Genomic DNA, 13,465 nt, shown 5'->3' on the forward strand with positions numbered 1-13,465 from the left:
ATTGCGCCTGCGGGTTGCTTGCCGCAGTGCGGGGCTGGGTCTATCAAGGAAAAAACGCTGCGGTGGATGGGGCATATGCGTATTCTTCTAACCAATGATGACGGTATCAATGCGCCGGGACTTATCGCACTCGAGGCGATTGCTGCCGATCTGGCCGGACCGGATGGTGAAGTCTGGGTCGTTGCGCCCGCATTCGAGCAATCCGGCGTGGGGCATTGCATCAGCTACACGCACCCGATGATGGTTGCCAAGCTGGGAGAACGCCGTTTTGCTGCGGAAGGATCACCAGCTGATTGTGTCTTGGCCGGTTTGCACGATGTGATGAAGGACGCACCACCCGACCTGGTATTATCTGGTGTGAATCGTGGGAACAACTCGGCCGAGAATACGCTGTATTCTGGCACAGTCGGGGGCGCGATGGAGGCGGCCCTGCAGGGGGTTCCGGCTATTGCCCTGTCTCAATATTTCGGTCCGCGCAATTTGGGGCTGGATGACCCGTTCGAATCCGCGACCCGATTTGGTGCCGAGCTGGTTCGTAAGATACTGGGGGCGACGCCGGCAGAACAAGGCGATTACCGTTTGTTTTACAACGTCAATTTCCCCCCAGTGCCTGCGGATGAAGTACTGGGCACCCGGATCGCCCCTCAGGGTTATCGGCGTGACACACATTTCTCGGTCGAGCCGCACAGCTCACCTTCGGGGCGGCGGTTTCTGTGGATCAAGGGCGGGTATCAACACAACCCGACTGCACCTGGGACGGATGCTGCCGTCAATCTGGCAGGCTATATCTCGGTCACACCAATGCGTGCGGATCTGACGGCGCATGACGCGCTGGAAGCGTTAAAGTCGATCGAATGAGCGGACTGGACCCTGAAACAACCATGCAGTTCCTGTTCGCCCTGCGCTCGCGCGGGGTGACGGATGCACGCGTGCTGGCAGCCATGGAGCAGATAGATCGCGGCAGTTTTGTCAAAGGCCTGTTTGCAGAACGCGCCTATGAGGATACGCCGCTGCCGATTGCGTGCGGCCAGACGATCAGCCAACCGTCTGTCGTTGGGCTGATGACGCAGGCGCTGGAAGTACGTCCGCGTGATACCGTGCTCGAGATCGGGACCGGATCGGGCTATCAGGCCGCGATCCTGTCGAAACTGGCACGCCGGGTATACACGGTCGAGCGTCATAAGCGACTTGTGCGCGAAACCGGCCAGTTGTTCCGTGATTTGGGGCTGACAAATGTGACGGCAATGTTGTCGGATGGTTCGTTTGGTTTGCCCGAGCAAGCCCCGTTTGATCGTATCATCGTGACTGCAGCTGCCGAGGACCCTCCCGGGCCGCTCTTGGCGCAGCTCAAAATCGGCGGTATCATGGTTTTGCCGGTGGGGCAGTCGGATACGGTCCAGACGTTGATCAGGGTCCGGCGCACCGAATCCGGTTTGGACTATGACGAATTGTTGCCTGTCCGTTTTGTGCCCTTGTTAGAAGGGCTTGGGAAGGATGGAGCTTAAAGGAATATTCTGCAAAATGCGCCGGAACCCCGATGAACAGGGGCAGGTGTCGAGGACAATAAAATGAGAGCAGTTTCCAAATCAGCAATGCGCCGCTGTGCGTTAGGAGTGGCTAGCCTTGCAATCCTGGCTGGGTGCGAAGGGCCGCTGGACTATGATCTTCGCGGACAGGTAGGCGGTTTTTCCACCGCCGAAGCAGCACAGTCGGCGACGACCAACCGGCCCGCTCCGGATGCCAGGGGTGTCATCACATATCCGACCTATCAAGTGGCGATTGCTCGCCGCGGTGACACTGTCAGAGACTTGGCCGCAAGGGTTGGTTTGCCTGAAGGAGAGCTGGCGCGTTTCAATGGTCTAATGCCTACAGATACCCTGCGCGAGGGCGAAGTTGTGGCACTGCCCCAGACGGTCGGTTCCGCAAGCTCTGTCGATATAGCGACGATAGCTGGTACGGCAATCGACGAGGTCCCCGCAAATGGCTCGGTCCGTACATCAACGCTTGAGCCCGCAAAACCTGCGGCGGCACCGGCACCAACCGGTCCCGAACCGATCCGCCACAAGGTGAAACGTGGTGAAACGGCATTTACAATTTCACGCCTCTATGACGTTCCCGTTGAGGCGCTGTCAGACTGGAATGGATTGGATTCCGATTTTACCGTCCGCGAAGGCCAGTTCCTTCTGATCCCGGTGAAAAGCCAATCCGCACCGCGCAAAGCTGCTGTGCCTGCAACGAATGTGACACAGCCCGGCCAGGGGTCTCCGACACCGACGCCGCCCAGTGCTACGCAGCCCTTGCCTGACGAAACCATTTCCCCGGCCACTCCGGCGCCTGATGTGACCGCCGAGGCACCAACAAACCAAAGCAATTCGGCGCTTGGGCTTCCTGTGAACGGTACGATTATCCGCACCTATCAAAAGGGAAAGAACGAGGGGATCGACATCGCAGCGGCCGCAGGATCGCCTGTAATGGCAGCAGAGGCGGGAACTGTTGCGGCGATCACTGCTGATGCAGATCAGGTTCCGATCATCGTTGTTAAACACAACAGTGATCTGCTGACCGTCTATGCCAATGTGGCAGATATCACGGTCAAGAAAGGGGAGCGCGTGCGACGAGGGCAGAAGATTGCCTCGCTGCGGAGCGGGGACAACGCCTATGTCCATTTCGAAGTGCGCAAAGGCTTCGAATCTGTAGATCCAGAGCCCTATCTGAAATGATAAGAATGGCCCCGTCAGGGCCATGCCGCTGGCAGGGATAATCCCAACCCGATGACGGCAGGGTTAAGCGTATGGGTCGTAATCGCTCAGACGCTTTCCCGGCTCGTCTGCAAAAATCTCGGGCAGGGGAAGGACGGTTTCGATCAGGTCAATTCGGAAGACCCGGAAACCATCGCGGAGTTCACACCAGGAAGTCAGCGTCCAGACTCGTCCCCAATACTCCATATGCAATGGCCGAATGGTGCGCTCGGTCAACACGCCGTCGATCCTGCGGTAACTCAGACGTAATTTTTGTCGTGATTTGATGGCGGCGCGGATCGGGGCCATATGCGCCAGCCCGCGTGCGGCATCGGCAAAGGGGTATACCGCAAATTTCCAGCTGTCAGCCTCGGCAATCACCTGTGTCGGCAGCACGGCGTCGATCTTTTCAGCCAAAGACTCGGCGGCGGTTTTCAAGTCGGGGTCGGCGGCCTCGGCCACGATTGCCATGCCAAGGTTCAGCGCTTCCAGTTCGGCCGGGGTCAGATTCAGCGGGGGCAGGGTGATCTGCTCACGCACCATATAGCCCACGCCGCGCTCACCTTCGACCGGAACGCCCGAGGCGGCCAGCGTATCCATGTCGCGATAGATCGTGCGGACCGACACCTCGAGCCGATACGCAATGTCCTGCGCACGGTGCAAGCCACCGTCGCGCAGGATCTGAATAATGTCGAACAGACGATCAGTACGGCGCATGACACGCCGCTCTGACCGGGGTTATGCGGTCATGTTCCATAGCACGTTCTCGTGGCGCATCTGCATGCCTTCGGGGTTGATCGCTGCGATCAGTGCGGGCGCAAAACCCTGCTGCGGGAACTGCGCAGCTGCGTCCTGTGCGGCCTTCATATCGGTCCAGATCACGTAGTCAGTCCAGCGCCCGTCTTCGCCTTGACTGAGTTGACGATGGGCAAACCCCGGAGCTGCGCGTACAAAGGCTTCGGACGCTTGGCTGAGTTTTACGAACTCTTCCGGGGTTGTCCCGTTGGCGAGGGTGAAGGTGACGATTTCTGCAACATGGGTCATGTGAATCTCCGTTGACCAGGTTTCGATACCGCCTACCTAGTCCCTATCAACTGACACAAACCTGTCAGTTGATCAATCCGAGGCCGTAAAAAACATCGGATCGGATCAAATTTGAAGGCAGATTTGAACCAACTCACTTTTGCAGGCGGGCCAGCGGGCGTAGACACGGACCCAGATCACATTTCCGGCGTACGGCGCCGACGTTAAAGGAGAAGAGAGATGCTCAACAATATTGGCCTTCCCGGCATTCTGCTGATCGCAGTTGTGGTTCTGGTGCTATTCGGCCGTGGCAAAATCAGCTCGTTGATGGGCGAAGTGGGCAAAGGCATTACGTCATTCAAGAAGGGCGTCAAAGAAGGCGCAGAGGAACTGGATCAGGACGCATCCGAGCTGGCCAAAGACGTCACGCCCGAGACCGACAAAGACAAGGTCTGATCCGGTATGTTTGATCTGGGCTGGACCGAGCTTCTGGTCATCGGCGTCGTTGCCCTGATCGTTGTGGGGCCAAAGGATCTGCCGGTTTTGTTCCGTAATGTCGGTCGTTTTGTCGGCAAGGCCCGTGGCATGGCGCGCGAATTCAGCAGTGCCATGAACGATGCGGCGGATCAGGCCGGTGTGAATGACATCAAAAAAGGTCTCAACGCGGCCACCAACCCTGTAGGCAGCGCCATGGATGGTGTGAAAGAAGCCGCGCAGGACCTGGCCAAAAGTATCGACCCCACCAAGTTCGACCCCGATAGCGAGACCGGTAAGTTGGCCGCCGAACGGGCCGAGCAGGCCAAGAAGATTCAGGCCTCGACCGCACGTGCTGCGGCTGAGCGTAAGGCGAAAGAAGCCGCCGAAGCGATGGCCAAGGCTGAAGAGGCCGAAGCCGCGCTGAAAACCGAAGGCAAATCATGACCGACACAGACGAGATCGAAGACAGCTCGGCCCCATTGATCGAGCATCTGGCGGAACTGCGCACCCGGCTGATCCGCGCGGTCATTGCCTTTGTAATAGGCATTGTCCTGGCCTTTACGGTCGCGGAACCGATCCTGCAATTCCTGGTCCAACCAATCGAGGCAACGCTGCGCGATCTGGGCGATCCGTCTCCGACTTTGCAATATACCTCGCCACAGGAATATCTGTTTACGCTGTTCCGAATTTCGATGGTGTTTGGGTTTGCGCTGGCCTTCCCGGTGATCTCCTATCAACTCTGGCGCTTTGTGGCGCCCGGTCTGTACAGGTCCGAGAAGGGCGCTTTCCTGCCATTCCTGGTCGCCTCGCCGTTCATGTTCCTGCTTGGGGCATCTTTTGCACAATTCGTGGTAACGCCGCTGGCCATGCAGTTCTTTTTGGGCTTTGCGGATGTCAGTTCGATTTTTGCCAATCTGTTGTCGGCGACTACCGGAGATGTTCCGGAAGAGATCGTGGTTGTGCCCGAAACCACCGAGGGCGTGAAGATCACGTTCTTCGGCAAGGTGAATGAATCGCTGGATATCACGCTGAAATTCATCCTTGCCTTTGGTCTGTGTTTCCAACTGCCTGTGCTGCTGACTTTGATGGGTAAGGCCGGACTTGTCAGCGCCGAGGGTTTGGGCAGTGTCCGAAAATACGCCATGGTAGGTATTCTGGTGCTTGCTGCCCTTGTGACACCGCCAGACGTGATCACTCAGATCATCCTGTTTGTCGTGGTCTATGGCCTCTATGAGGTGTCGATCTTCCTTGTCGCCCGAGTTGAGAGAAAGCGCGAGGCCGAGTTGCGCGCAGAAGGATACTATGACGGCGAAGAAGAGGCGGATGCCGATATCATCCACGAAGAAGACGGCAAATAAAGCTGCGATCAAGCAATGAACAGGCGCGCCCAGCCCGGCGCGCCTTTTTCATGCGCCGCTCTTGTCGCGCCGGGCGGAACATGGTTTGAGACCCTGCAGACACGACCGGAGGCCCCAATGGATGACCAAGCTCTGAACCGTATTGCCGACGCGCTGGATCGCATGGCCCCGGCGCCTCTGGCCGCGCCCGATTTTGCCGCAGCTCCGGCTTTTGTCTGGCATGTCGAACCCGACCGCCTGGAACCGGTTAAGCAGGTCAATCGGGTCGATTTGGATCTCTTGGTGGGTATCAACCGGTCTCGCGATACACTATTGGACAATACACGCCGCTTTGCCGCTGGATTTAAGGCCAACAATGCGCTGCTCTGGGGCGCGCGTGGTATGGGCAAATCCAGCCTTGTCAAAGCGGTCCACGGCACCCTGCAGAACGAACATCCTGATCTGAAACTGGTTGAGCTGCAGCGCGAGGATATGGGCTCGGTCGCGCGGCTGCTGAACCATCTACGTGCAGCGCCGCATCGGTTCATCCTGTACTGTGATGACCTGTCCTTCAGCCACGATGATCAGCACTACAAATCGCTCAAGGCAGTGCTGGACGGTGGCATCGAAGGTCGCCCGGAAAATGTGGTGTTCTACGCCACCTCAAACCGCCGCCACCTGATGCCGCGGGATATGATCGAAAATGAACGTTCCAGCGCCATCAACCCGTCTGAGGCCGTAGAAGAGAAGGTCTCACTGTCGGACCGGTTCGGGCTATGGCTGGGTTTCCATCCTTGCGATCAGGACGAATACCTTGCCATGATCGACCGCTATTGTGCTTCTTACGGCGTATCGGTCGACGCAAACACCCTGCGCGCCGAAGCGATCGAATGGCAGGCCACACGTGGTGCGCGCTCGGGCCGTGTGGCATGGCAATTCTTCGTCGATCTGGCCGGGAGAAACGGTGTTCATATCGCGTAATCCGCCGGCTTCATCTGGCAAAAAATACCTCCGCCGGAGGCATGGCCCAATGGGCCATTCCTATAGCAGAGCCAGAATACGCGCCGCTTCATCTGCGGTGCTGGTCAATACCTCCCGATCCTCACCGGGATGAAACCGGGCACGCACGGCAGTTGGCATGGCAGCCGGTTCCACGATGCTCACACGCGGCCCAGTGCGCTCAGTTTCCAGCGCCCAGCTACGGGCCAGAGCCATCTGCGCCGCCTTGGTGGCACCGTAGATGCCATAGAATTTCTCACCCGCCTTCGGATCATCGAAAAACACCGCATGGCCGGCCTCACCCAGCAAAGGCGCAACATAGGGGATCAGGACCGACGTGGCGGTTGCGTTGGTGTTTATGGCTTTGGTCCATTCCTTGGGGTCAATGAAATGGGTCGGCGTCAGGGCCGAAGTGTGAACCGCAGTATGCAGCCACAGGTCCACCTTGCCCCAGCGATCATGGATGCCACGACACAGAGTGGCCATCGCATTCGGGTCGGCAATGTCCATAGGGGCCAGGGTGGCTGAACCGCCCTTTGCTTTGATGCGGTCGTCCAGTTCTTCCAACCCGCCGGTGGTGCGGGCGACAGCGACGATGTGGTACTCTGGTGCCAGCGCCTCGGCCAGGGCAGCGCCCAGCCCGCGAGAGGCCCCGGTGATGAGGGCGATTTTAGTCTGATCGGTCATGACTGCGGTTTGAACCCAAGCGCGCAGCGCGTCAAGACAGGATTAGCTGCCTGGGATCGCTATGCGCGTCGTCTGACCGCTTTGTCGCAGCATGATGCCCTCGGCATCAATGGCCACAATAGTACCTGAAGACACACGGCTGCCCAGCTTGACCTCTTTGACCCGGCCAGAAGACATCCGCATCAGCGCGCGCATATCGGCTTTTGGCCCAAACACCCCAAGCAGGGTGATAGAGTTTTTGCTAAGCGCGCCCTGTTGCGTGGCCGCGCTTGTGACGGTTTTGTTTGACATAGAGTGCGGTTGCGGCACGCGGCCCCAACCCCTTTTGATGAGTGGTTGGAGGCGGACTATCAAACGCAACAAGGGAACAAAAGGTCTGGTGAATTGTCCGTTCCGTCACTTTCAAAAGGCAATCTGTGAACCCATTGCGATTGCATTTCCTTCGCCAAAAAGTTGTGCGCGGAAACTAAGCGAATTTACACCGATGCAGGTCGGAAACCGCCCGGCTTGGACCGGGCAGAGAGCTACCGATTCGCCGGAAACTTATCCCGAAGCCAGCTTCGCCGCATTCCAGGATCCGCCGGGCACTTGCATGTCTTCACGTTTCTTACTAACGCGTGAGCTGCTTTCGAGCGTATCCAGATAGTCTTTGCTGACGCTTCCGGTGATGTATTTTCCGTCAAAACACGAACAGTCGAACGCTTCGATTTCTGGATTTCCTTCCTTGGCGGCCCAGATCAGATCGTCCAGATGCTGATAGATCAGGGCGTCTGCACCGAGCTCTTGCCGGATTTCCTCGACCTCTTTGCCATGGGCAATCAGCTCATGTTTGGTGGGCATGTCGATGCCATAGACATTGGGGTATTTCACCGGCGGTGAGGCGCTGGCAATGTAGACCTTCTTGGCTCCAGCCTCGCGGCACATTTGCACAATCTTCTTGATCGTGTTCCCGCGGACGATGGAATCGTCGATCAACAGAACATTGTGTCCGTCAAACTCCAGCGGAACCGCATTCAGTTTGCGGCGCACGGATTTCTGACGTTCGGCCTGACCGGGCATGATGAACGTTCGTCCGACATAGCGGTTCTTTACCAGACCTTCGCGATAGGGAATGCCGGTGATCTTGGCCGCCTCAAGCGCGACCGGGCGGGCGCTGTCTGGGACCGGGATGATCCGATCAATCTCAAGCCCTGATTCCTGGATCTGTTTGGCCAGCGTCTGCCCCATACGCATCTGCGTTTTATAGACAGAGACGCCGTCCAACAGAGAATCCGGACGCGCCAGATAGACATATTCAAAGATACAGGGTGTCAGCTTGCCTTCGACCGCCTGGAATTCGTGCATGTTGCCGTCCAGGTCGATCAGAATCGCTTCGCCAGGGCGTAGGTCGCGCATCTTGTTGAAGCCGTTGATGCCAAAGGCCACATCTTCCGAGGCAAACGCAAAGTCGTCGCCACCGTTTTCGGTTTCGCGGATGGCCACCGAGAGCGGGCGAATTCCGTGCGGGTCGCGGAAGGCCAGCATTCCGACACCTGCAATCAGGCAGATTACCGAATAGGCGCCCTGCACCCGTTCCATCGTCATCTTCACACCGGCAAAGATATTCCGAATGGGCTCGGCGTTGCCATTGACCTTGATTGCGTCAGCGACCTTGTCCGCCAGAACGTTCAGCAGAATTTCCGAATCTGACGTTGTGCGCAGGTGGCGGCTGTATTTTCCAGTGACCTTCTCACGCTGTGCGGCGGTGTTAGTGATATTGCCGTTATGAACCAGGTAGATGCCATACGGGGCATTCACGAAGAACGGCTGCGCCTCGGCCGCGCTGAGCGACCCGGCAGTCGGATAGCGCACATGGCCAATGCCGACCTTTCCAAGCAGGGTATCGGCGTCCTGAGCGTTAAACACATCCTTGACCAGCCCGTTGGCTTTCTTTTCGCGGAAGAACTCTCCGGTATAAGTGACGATACCCGATGCATCCTGACCCCGGTGCTGTAGCATCAGAAGCCCGTCATAGATTTCCGCAAACACATCATGTGTTCTGCTTGCGATCCCCAAAATCCCACACATGTACGGGCTCCAAATTACTATGACGATTTAAGTTGTGGCGGTGTTCGGAACATCAGCATGGCGGTGTCTTTGCCTGATACTTCCCATAGATCTTGGGATGCAGACGCGCCCTGGTCGCAAGCGGCAGGCGCGAAAGAAAACAGATACAGCAAGATCGGCAGCTCCGATTCCATGTCAGTTCGGACTTCACATAAAGCCTTACGGAGGCTGTGTCATCAAAGGATCACATTTGCGATTTGACGCAGGTGGAATTTGCCACAATGGCCGAACAAAAGGTGACAGGTTTCGCAGCTTGTGCTGTCATAGAGGAAACAATCCGAAACAATAGTTTCTTCAAGCCAAGCGGATTTCAGACATGTGGCAAAACAATCAAGGTCAGAAAAAGCAAGAACCGGTAAAACGCCGGTGCCACCGATGCCGTGGAATGGGGCGCGCACCCTGTCAGATTTGCGGAGGCGCAGGTGAAGTGATCAAAAGTCGGGACATTTTTGGCAAGCCCGTCATGTCCCGTTGCGAAGGGTGCTTTGGGCTGAAAAACATCAGATGCACCGTTTGCGCCGGAGAAGGGTTTGTCTAAGTCGAATTGAAAAAGCCCGGCTTTGACCGGGCTTTTGCTTTATTCCGCTGCAGGTGCTTCAGGGGCGGCAGGTGCGTCGGATGGATCGGCGCTTTCACCACAGCTGGCTACCAGTTCTTCATATTGGGATGTTACCCACCCCAGCGCGGCTTCGGGGTTTTGCTCTTCGATTTTGTCGCTGAATTGTTCGAACACTTTGGCTGACCGGCTTTCGTCGACGATGGTGTAGGATTGGCCCGTCATGACTGTGTCATAGACGAAGAAGGCAATCGCCACCAAAAGGATGCCGCGCGCGATTCCAAAGAAAAACCCAAGTGCCTGATCCAAGCCGCCCAGTGCAGACCGTTGCACAAGAGATGAGAACAGTGGGGTAAATATACTAACCACGATCAGGGCAATGGCAAACACGCCAGCGAACCCGGTGATAACCGACAATTCACAACTGTCGCGCAGGAAATCTCCGACAACGGGGATTTCTTTGACCAGTGGAACGGCCTGTGGTGCGAAAATGAATGCCAAAACTGCCGCCGCAACCCATCCCGCGATCGCGAGAATTTCCCGCAACAGGCCACGGGAATAGGCCAGCAGACCCGATATAACGATGATCAGGGCAACTACCCCGTCAATTATTGTAAAACCTTCCATGGCCCTCGCCCGTAATTTTTTCTGCCCCTCAAGGCGTTACCTTAACCTGCTCCGAAGGTTTCGCCAACAAACCCTACCAAATCAGAGGGCCGGGTGAGTGTCAGACCTGCCACAGTACCGGTTTTCCCGCCTGCCGGAGCTATGGCGGATGAGAAACCAAGTTTTTGGGCTTCTTTCAACCTGTTTTCTGTCTGAGGGGCCGGTCTAAGTGCCCCGGACAACGAGATTTCTCCGAAAACGACGGTGTCCGTTGGCAGGGCTGTGTCCTCGCGCGCGCTGAGTAGCGCGGCAGCAACGGCAAGGTCCGCGGCTGGCTCGGTGATTTTAAGCCCGCCTGCGACGTTGAGATAGACATCAAGCCCGGCAAAGGGGATGCCGCAACGGGCTTCGAGCACGGCAAGGATCATTGCCAGCCGTCCGCTGTCCCAGCCGACGACGGTTCGGCGAGGCTGAGAGTGGGGGGATGGGGCAACCAGCGCCTGAAGCTCGACCAGAACCGGCCGTGTCCCTTCGATACCAGCAAATACGGCCGATCCGGGGCTGGGCTTGCCGCGTTCAGATAGAAACAGGGCCGACGGGTTTGTGACTTGTGCCAGACCCTTGCCTGTCATCTCGAACACTCCAATCTCATCGGCTGGACCAAACCGGTTCTTGACCGCGCGCAGAATGCGGAACTGATGCCCGCGTTCGCCTTCGAAATAAAGAACGGTATCGACCATGTGTTCAACCACGCGGGGGCCAGCGATCTGACCATCTTTGGTGACATGGCCAACCATGATGATTGAAACTCCGTGTCGTTTCGCAAACGTGGTCAATTCATGTGCTGCGGCGCGGACTTGTGACACTGAACCCGGTGCGCTGTCGACGTTGTCGGCCCACATGGTTTGAATTGAGTCGATGATTGCGAGACCGGGTTTCTCGGCTTCCAACGTGGTGAGGATGTTACGCAGGTTGGTTTCGGCGGCCAGTTGCACAGGCGCATCTTCAAGCCCTAACCGGCGCGCGCGCATCCTAACCTGCGCGCTGGCTTCCTCGCCCGAGACGTAAATGGTTTTCACACCCGCACGCGAGAACCGGGCCGCGGCCTGCAGCAAAAGGGTGGATTTGCCGATGCCCGGATCCCCACCTACCAGCAAGGCCGAGGCGGGGACGAGTCCGCCTCCCAGCACGCGATCCAGCTCCTCGACCCCGCAGAGCGTGCGGGGAGGGGGAGTTTCCTCGGTCGACAGGTCCGTGAGTGTGATAGACTGGCCGCGCTTACCACCGAGGGATTTTTTGGCCGGGCCAGCCGAAAGGGGTACGTCTTGCGTGATGGAATTCCATTCACCGCAGCCGTCACAGCGCCCGGACCACCGTGAATGAGTGGCTCCGCAGGCCGAGCATGAAAAAGTTATCTTTGCCATGACGCCCTTGGTGCCCGAGGAATGGCGGTTCTTCAAGCCCTCGTGAGCCTTCATCTCGGCCGGTAGCGCGCCATATCCTTAGGCCCGTTTGGGCCATTGTCCAAAGCGGGCGCCGTCGCGCCTATTCGGCGGCGCGAGGTGGCGACATAGCTATGACGCTCGACGGCTTCGATGCACCGTCCTTGGGCTGCTGCAGTTGCGCTGACAATTCCGGCAACAGTTCGAAAAGTTCGTCGCGCAGGCGGGTTAGCTGAGAACGAGCGATGGATTCCTCGATTTCAACATCATGGGTCCACTGGCGCAGCTCGTGCTGAATGGTTTGCGCCTCTTCCAGCCGTTGCTGAAACAGTTCGATCTCTTCCTGGCGTTGCTGCAGGAATGTGCGGGCACGGGCGATGCGGGTATCCCCGTAAGTTTCGGCCAGTTCTTGGCTTATCTGGCTCATTTGCGCGGCCAACTCCAGAATCTCAGGTTCGAGCGATTGCAGGTTGGGATGTTGGCGCAGGAAGGCCATCCGCTCTTTGACCGCATCAAATTCGGACGACAGGATAAATGCCCCGCTGCGGTCCTGCGCATGGGCCAGCTGATAGGCATGGGCGATGTCGTGCATGTTCAGCGCAAATTTACGGTGCGCGTTTTCCAGCGCCATCATCCGGGCATTCGCAGGAAGGTAGAAGGCCAGCATCAGGATCAGAGCGGTCAGGCCAATCTGAACATAGATCCCGGCGTCGATGATGGTACCGCCTGCCAGTCCGGCTTGCATGGAGAGCCAGGGCAGTACGCCCATGGCGGATAGCATAGTGGTTGCGACGGCCAGAAAAGCCGCGGAACAAATCAGAAAAAATGTCAGTCGTAGAAATGCGTTTTGAAACTGCAACGTTAACGTGTGGAGGGCGGTCATGTTCGACGATCTCCTTCTCAAACCGATACATATCGGGCCGAAGCGGAGAAAGATGGAACATAGGTTTTGATCCGCTACGGACCGATCACTACAAGAAACTGGCTGCTCGAAATATTAAGATGATACTCAGATTAGTGTTTTCAATCAATTAGGTCTGATCATTTCGTGATCTGGATGTCATCTCGGTAATAATACCCAAGCCGATTGAGGCCAAAATACAGGCCGTAAACAGGTAAAGCCCCCAGGCGGTTTCGATGGTCGCGTAAGAGATGCCCTTGGCCAGCGTGATATAGAGCGCGATGAGGAAAATGTCGGCCATCGCCAGCTTGCCGAGGATGTTCAGCGCAGGTTGAACACGTGCATCCAGCAGGTCCCATTGGATCAGGGCGGTGCCGATGGTTTTCAGATAGGGCGCGAAAAGGGCAAAGACGGTGACGATCAGCGCGAGGAAGATATCGGACTTCCAAAGGGACTGGAGCCCGGTGATGACGCTGATTTCGGAAAGGCCGAAGATGGGCAGGAACCCTGCACGCATCAGCGGGGCGAACCACGCGATGGGGTAGAGGATCAGGAGCGAGAGGGTGGCGAGGCGGAGGGTCATATTCAAATCT

Annotated in this window: 16 protein-coding genes; 7 read left to right on the forward strand and 9 right to left on the reverse strand. The window is 57.4% G+C overall.

Annotated features, from left to right (window positions below):
* The first annotated feature begins 75 nt into the window (after positions 1-75).
* From surE to AC2FFF_RS04550, 3 genes are all read left to right on the forward strand, one after another.
* Positions 76-858, forward strand: coding sequence for a 5'/3'-nucleotidase SurE (gene surE, locus AC2FFF_RS04540; RefSeq protein WP_271947395.1), 783 nt, complete (start codon positions 76-78; stop codon positions 856-858).
* Entirely contained in the window at positions 855-1,505 is a 651-nt protein-coding gene (locus AC2FFF_RS04545; protein ID WP_496821503.1) for a protein-L-isoaspartate(D-aspartate) O-methyltransferase, read from the forward strand. Before surE ends, AC2FFF_RS04545 begins: the two co-directional genes overlap by 4 nt.
* A gap of 63 nt (positions 1,506-1,568) precedes the next feature.
* The gene (locus AC2FFF_RS04550) at positions 1,569-2,720 is read left to right on the forward strand and encodes a peptidoglycan DD-metalloendopeptidase family protein (protein ID WP_496882862.1); all 1,152 of its coding nucleotides are present in this window, start codon (positions 1,569-1,571) and stop codon (positions 2,718-2,720) included.
* 63 nt (positions 2,721-2,783) lie between these two features.
* Here the strand turns inward: AC2FFF_RS04550 and AC2FFF_RS04555 are convergent, their stop codons facing one another.
* Both AC2FFF_RS04555 and AC2FFF_RS04560 read right to left on the reverse strand, forming a co-directional pair.
* On the reverse strand, positions 2,784-3,455 hold the full coding sequence (locus AC2FFF_RS04555; RefSeq protein WP_496695652.1) for a helix-turn-helix transcriptional regulator: 672 nt from the start codon (positions 3,453-3,455) through the stop codon (positions 2,784-2,786).
* Positions 3,456-3,476: 21 nt separating this feature from the next.
* Positions 3,477-3,782 (reverse strand): hypothetical protein, encoded by a 306-nt coding sequence (locus AC2FFF_RS04560; RefSeq protein WP_142633465.1) that lies wholly within the window; start codon positions 3,780-3,782, stop codon positions 3,477-3,479.
* Positions 3,783-4,001: 219 nt separating this feature from the next.
* On the opposite strand from AC2FFF_RS04560, the gene AC2FFF_RS04565 reads away from it, so the two are divergent.
* From AC2FFF_RS04565 to AC2FFF_RS04580, 4 genes are all read left to right on the forward strand, one after another.
* The gene (locus AC2FFF_RS04565) at positions 4,002-4,217 is read left to right on the forward strand and encodes a twin-arginine translocase TatA/TatE family subunit (protein ID WP_142633467.1); all 216 of its coding nucleotides are present in this window, start codon (positions 4,002-4,004) and stop codon (positions 4,215-4,217) included.
* Positions 4,218-4,223: 6 nt separating this feature from the next.
* The gene (gene tatB, locus AC2FFF_RS04570; RefSeq protein WP_282021910.1) at positions 4,224-4,682 is read left to right on the forward strand and encodes a Sec-independent protein translocase protein TatB; all 459 of its coding nucleotides are present in this window, start codon (positions 4,224-4,226) and stop codon (positions 4,680-4,682) included.
* Complete coding sequence (gene tatC, locus AC2FFF_RS04575; protein ID WP_281971999.1) at positions 4,679-5,596, forward strand: twin-arginine translocase subunit TatC; 918 nt, start codon at positions 4,679-4,681, stop codon at positions 5,594-5,596. Before tatB ends, tatC begins: the two co-directional genes overlap by 4 nt.
* A gap of 117 nt (positions 5,597-5,713) precedes the next feature.
* Positions 5,714-6,556, forward strand: a complete 843-nt coding sequence (locus AC2FFF_RS04580) for an ATP-binding protein (protein ID WP_281972000.1) — start codon at positions 5,714-5,716, stop codon at positions 6,554-6,556.
* Between the two features lie 60 nt (positions 6,557-6,616).
* Here the strand turns inward: AC2FFF_RS04580 and AC2FFF_RS04585 are convergent, their stop codons facing one another.
* From AC2FFF_RS04585 to AC2FFF_RS04615, 7 genes are all read right to left on the reverse strand, one after another.
* A complete protein-coding gene (locus tag AC2FFF_RS04585; protein ID WP_281972001.1) occupies positions 6,617-7,261 on the reverse strand; it encodes an SDR family NAD(P)-dependent oxidoreductase in 645 nt (214 codons plus the stop codon).
* Positions 7,262-7,303: 42 nt separating this feature from the next.
* On the reverse strand, positions 7,304-7,552 hold the full coding sequence (locus AC2FFF_RS04590) for a hypothetical protein (RefSeq protein WP_142633478.1): 249 nt from the start codon (positions 7,550-7,552) through the stop codon (positions 7,304-7,306).
* A gap of 252 nt (positions 7,553-7,804) precedes the next feature.
* A complete protein-coding gene (purF, locus tag AC2FFF_RS04595) occupies positions 7,805-9,328 on the reverse strand; it encodes an amidophosphoribosyltransferase (RefSeq protein ID WP_142633480.1) in 1,524 nt (507 codons plus the stop codon).
* A 616-nt stretch (positions 9,329-9,944) separates the two neighbouring features.
* Positions 9,945-10,550, reverse strand: coding sequence for a CvpA family protein (locus AC2FFF_RS04600; RefSeq protein ID WP_142633482.1), 606 nt, complete (start codon positions 10,548-10,550; stop codon positions 9,945-9,947).
* A 41-nt stretch (positions 10,551-10,591) separates the two neighbouring features.
* On the reverse strand, positions 10,592-11,953 hold the full coding sequence (radA, locus tag AC2FFF_RS04605; protein WP_281994535.1) for a DNA repair protein RadA: 1,362 nt from the start codon (positions 11,951-11,953) through the stop codon (positions 10,592-10,594).
* Positions 11,954-12,074: 121 nt separating this feature from the next.
* A complete protein-coding gene (locus AC2FFF_RS04610; RefSeq protein WP_496675888.1) occupies positions 12,075-12,854 on the reverse strand; it encodes a DNA repair protein in 780 nt (259 codons plus the stop codon).
* A gap of 148 nt (positions 12,855-13,002) precedes the next feature.
* Positions 13,003-13,455, reverse strand: a complete 453-nt coding sequence (locus tag AC2FFF_RS04615; protein WP_496710294.1) for a paraquat-inducible protein A — start codon at positions 13,453-13,455, stop codon at positions 13,003-13,005.
* Positions 13,456-13,465 lie beyond the last annotated feature (10 nt).

Source organism: Ruegeria sp. YTSA226 (genome assembly GCF_059609905.1).

Bases quoted from the DNA above. Each gene is read 5' to 3' on its own strand.
- AC2FFF_RS04590 (WP_142633478.1), bottom strand. From the start codon at position 7,552: ATGTCAAACAAAACCGTCACAAGCGCGGCCACGCAACAGGGCGCGCTT.
- radA (WP_281994535.1), bottom strand. From the start codon at position 11,953: ATGGCAAAGATAACTTTTTCATGCTCGGCCTGCGGAGCCACTCATTCA.
- AC2FFF_RS04615 (WP_496710294.1), bottom strand. From the start codon at position 13,455: ATGACCCTCCGCCTCGCCACCCTCTCGCTCCTGATCCTCTACCCCATC.
- AC2FFF_RS04550 (WP_496882862.1), top strand. From the start codon at position 1,569: ATGAGAGCAGTTTCCAAATCAGCAATGCGCCGCTGTGCGTTAGGAGTG.
- AC2FFF_RS04565 (WP_142633467.1), top strand. From the start codon at position 4,002: ATGCTCAACAATATTGGCCTTCCCGGCATTCTGCTGATCGCAGTTGTG.
- surE (WP_271947395.1), top strand. From the start codon at position 76: ATGCGTATTCTTCTAACCAATGATGACGGTATCAATGCGCCGGGACTT.
- AC2FFF_RS04600 (WP_142633482.1), bottom strand. From the start codon at position 10,550: ATGGAAGGTTTTACAATAATTGACGGGGTAGTTGCCCTGATCATCGTT.
- tatB (WP_282021910.1), top strand. From the start codon at position 4,224: ATGTTTGATCTGGGCTGGACCGAGCTTCTGGTCATCGGCGTCGTTGCC.
- AC2FFF_RS04545 (WP_496821503.1), top strand. From the start codon at position 855: ATGAGCGGACTGGACCCTGAAACAACCATGCAGTTCCTGTTCGCCCTG.
- AC2FFF_RS04580 (WP_281972000.1), top strand. From the start codon at position 5,714: ATGGATGACCAAGCTCTGAACCGTATTGCCGACGCGCTGGATCGCATG.
- purF (WP_142633480.1), bottom strand. From the start codon at position 9,328: ATGTGTGGGATTTTGGGGATCGCAAGCAGAACACATGATGTGTTTGCG.
- AC2FFF_RS04555 (WP_496695652.1), bottom strand. From the start codon at position 3,455: ATGCGCCGTACTGATCGTCTGTTCGACATTATTCAGATCCTGCGCGAC.
- tatC (WP_281971999.1), top strand. From the start codon at position 4,679: ATGACCGACACAGACGAGATCGAAGACAGCTCGGCCCCATTGATCGAG.
- AC2FFF_RS04610 (WP_496675888.1), bottom strand. From the start codon at position 12,854: ATGACCGCCCTCCACACGTTAACGTTGCAGTTTCAAAACGCATTTCTA.
- AC2FFF_RS04560 (WP_142633465.1), bottom strand. From the start codon at position 3,782: ATGACCCATGTTGCAGAAATCGTCACCTTCACCCTCGCCAACGGGACA.
- AC2FFF_RS04585 (WP_281972001.1), bottom strand. From the start codon at position 7,261: ATGACCGATCAGACTAAAATCGCCCTCATCACCGGGGCCTCTCGCGGG.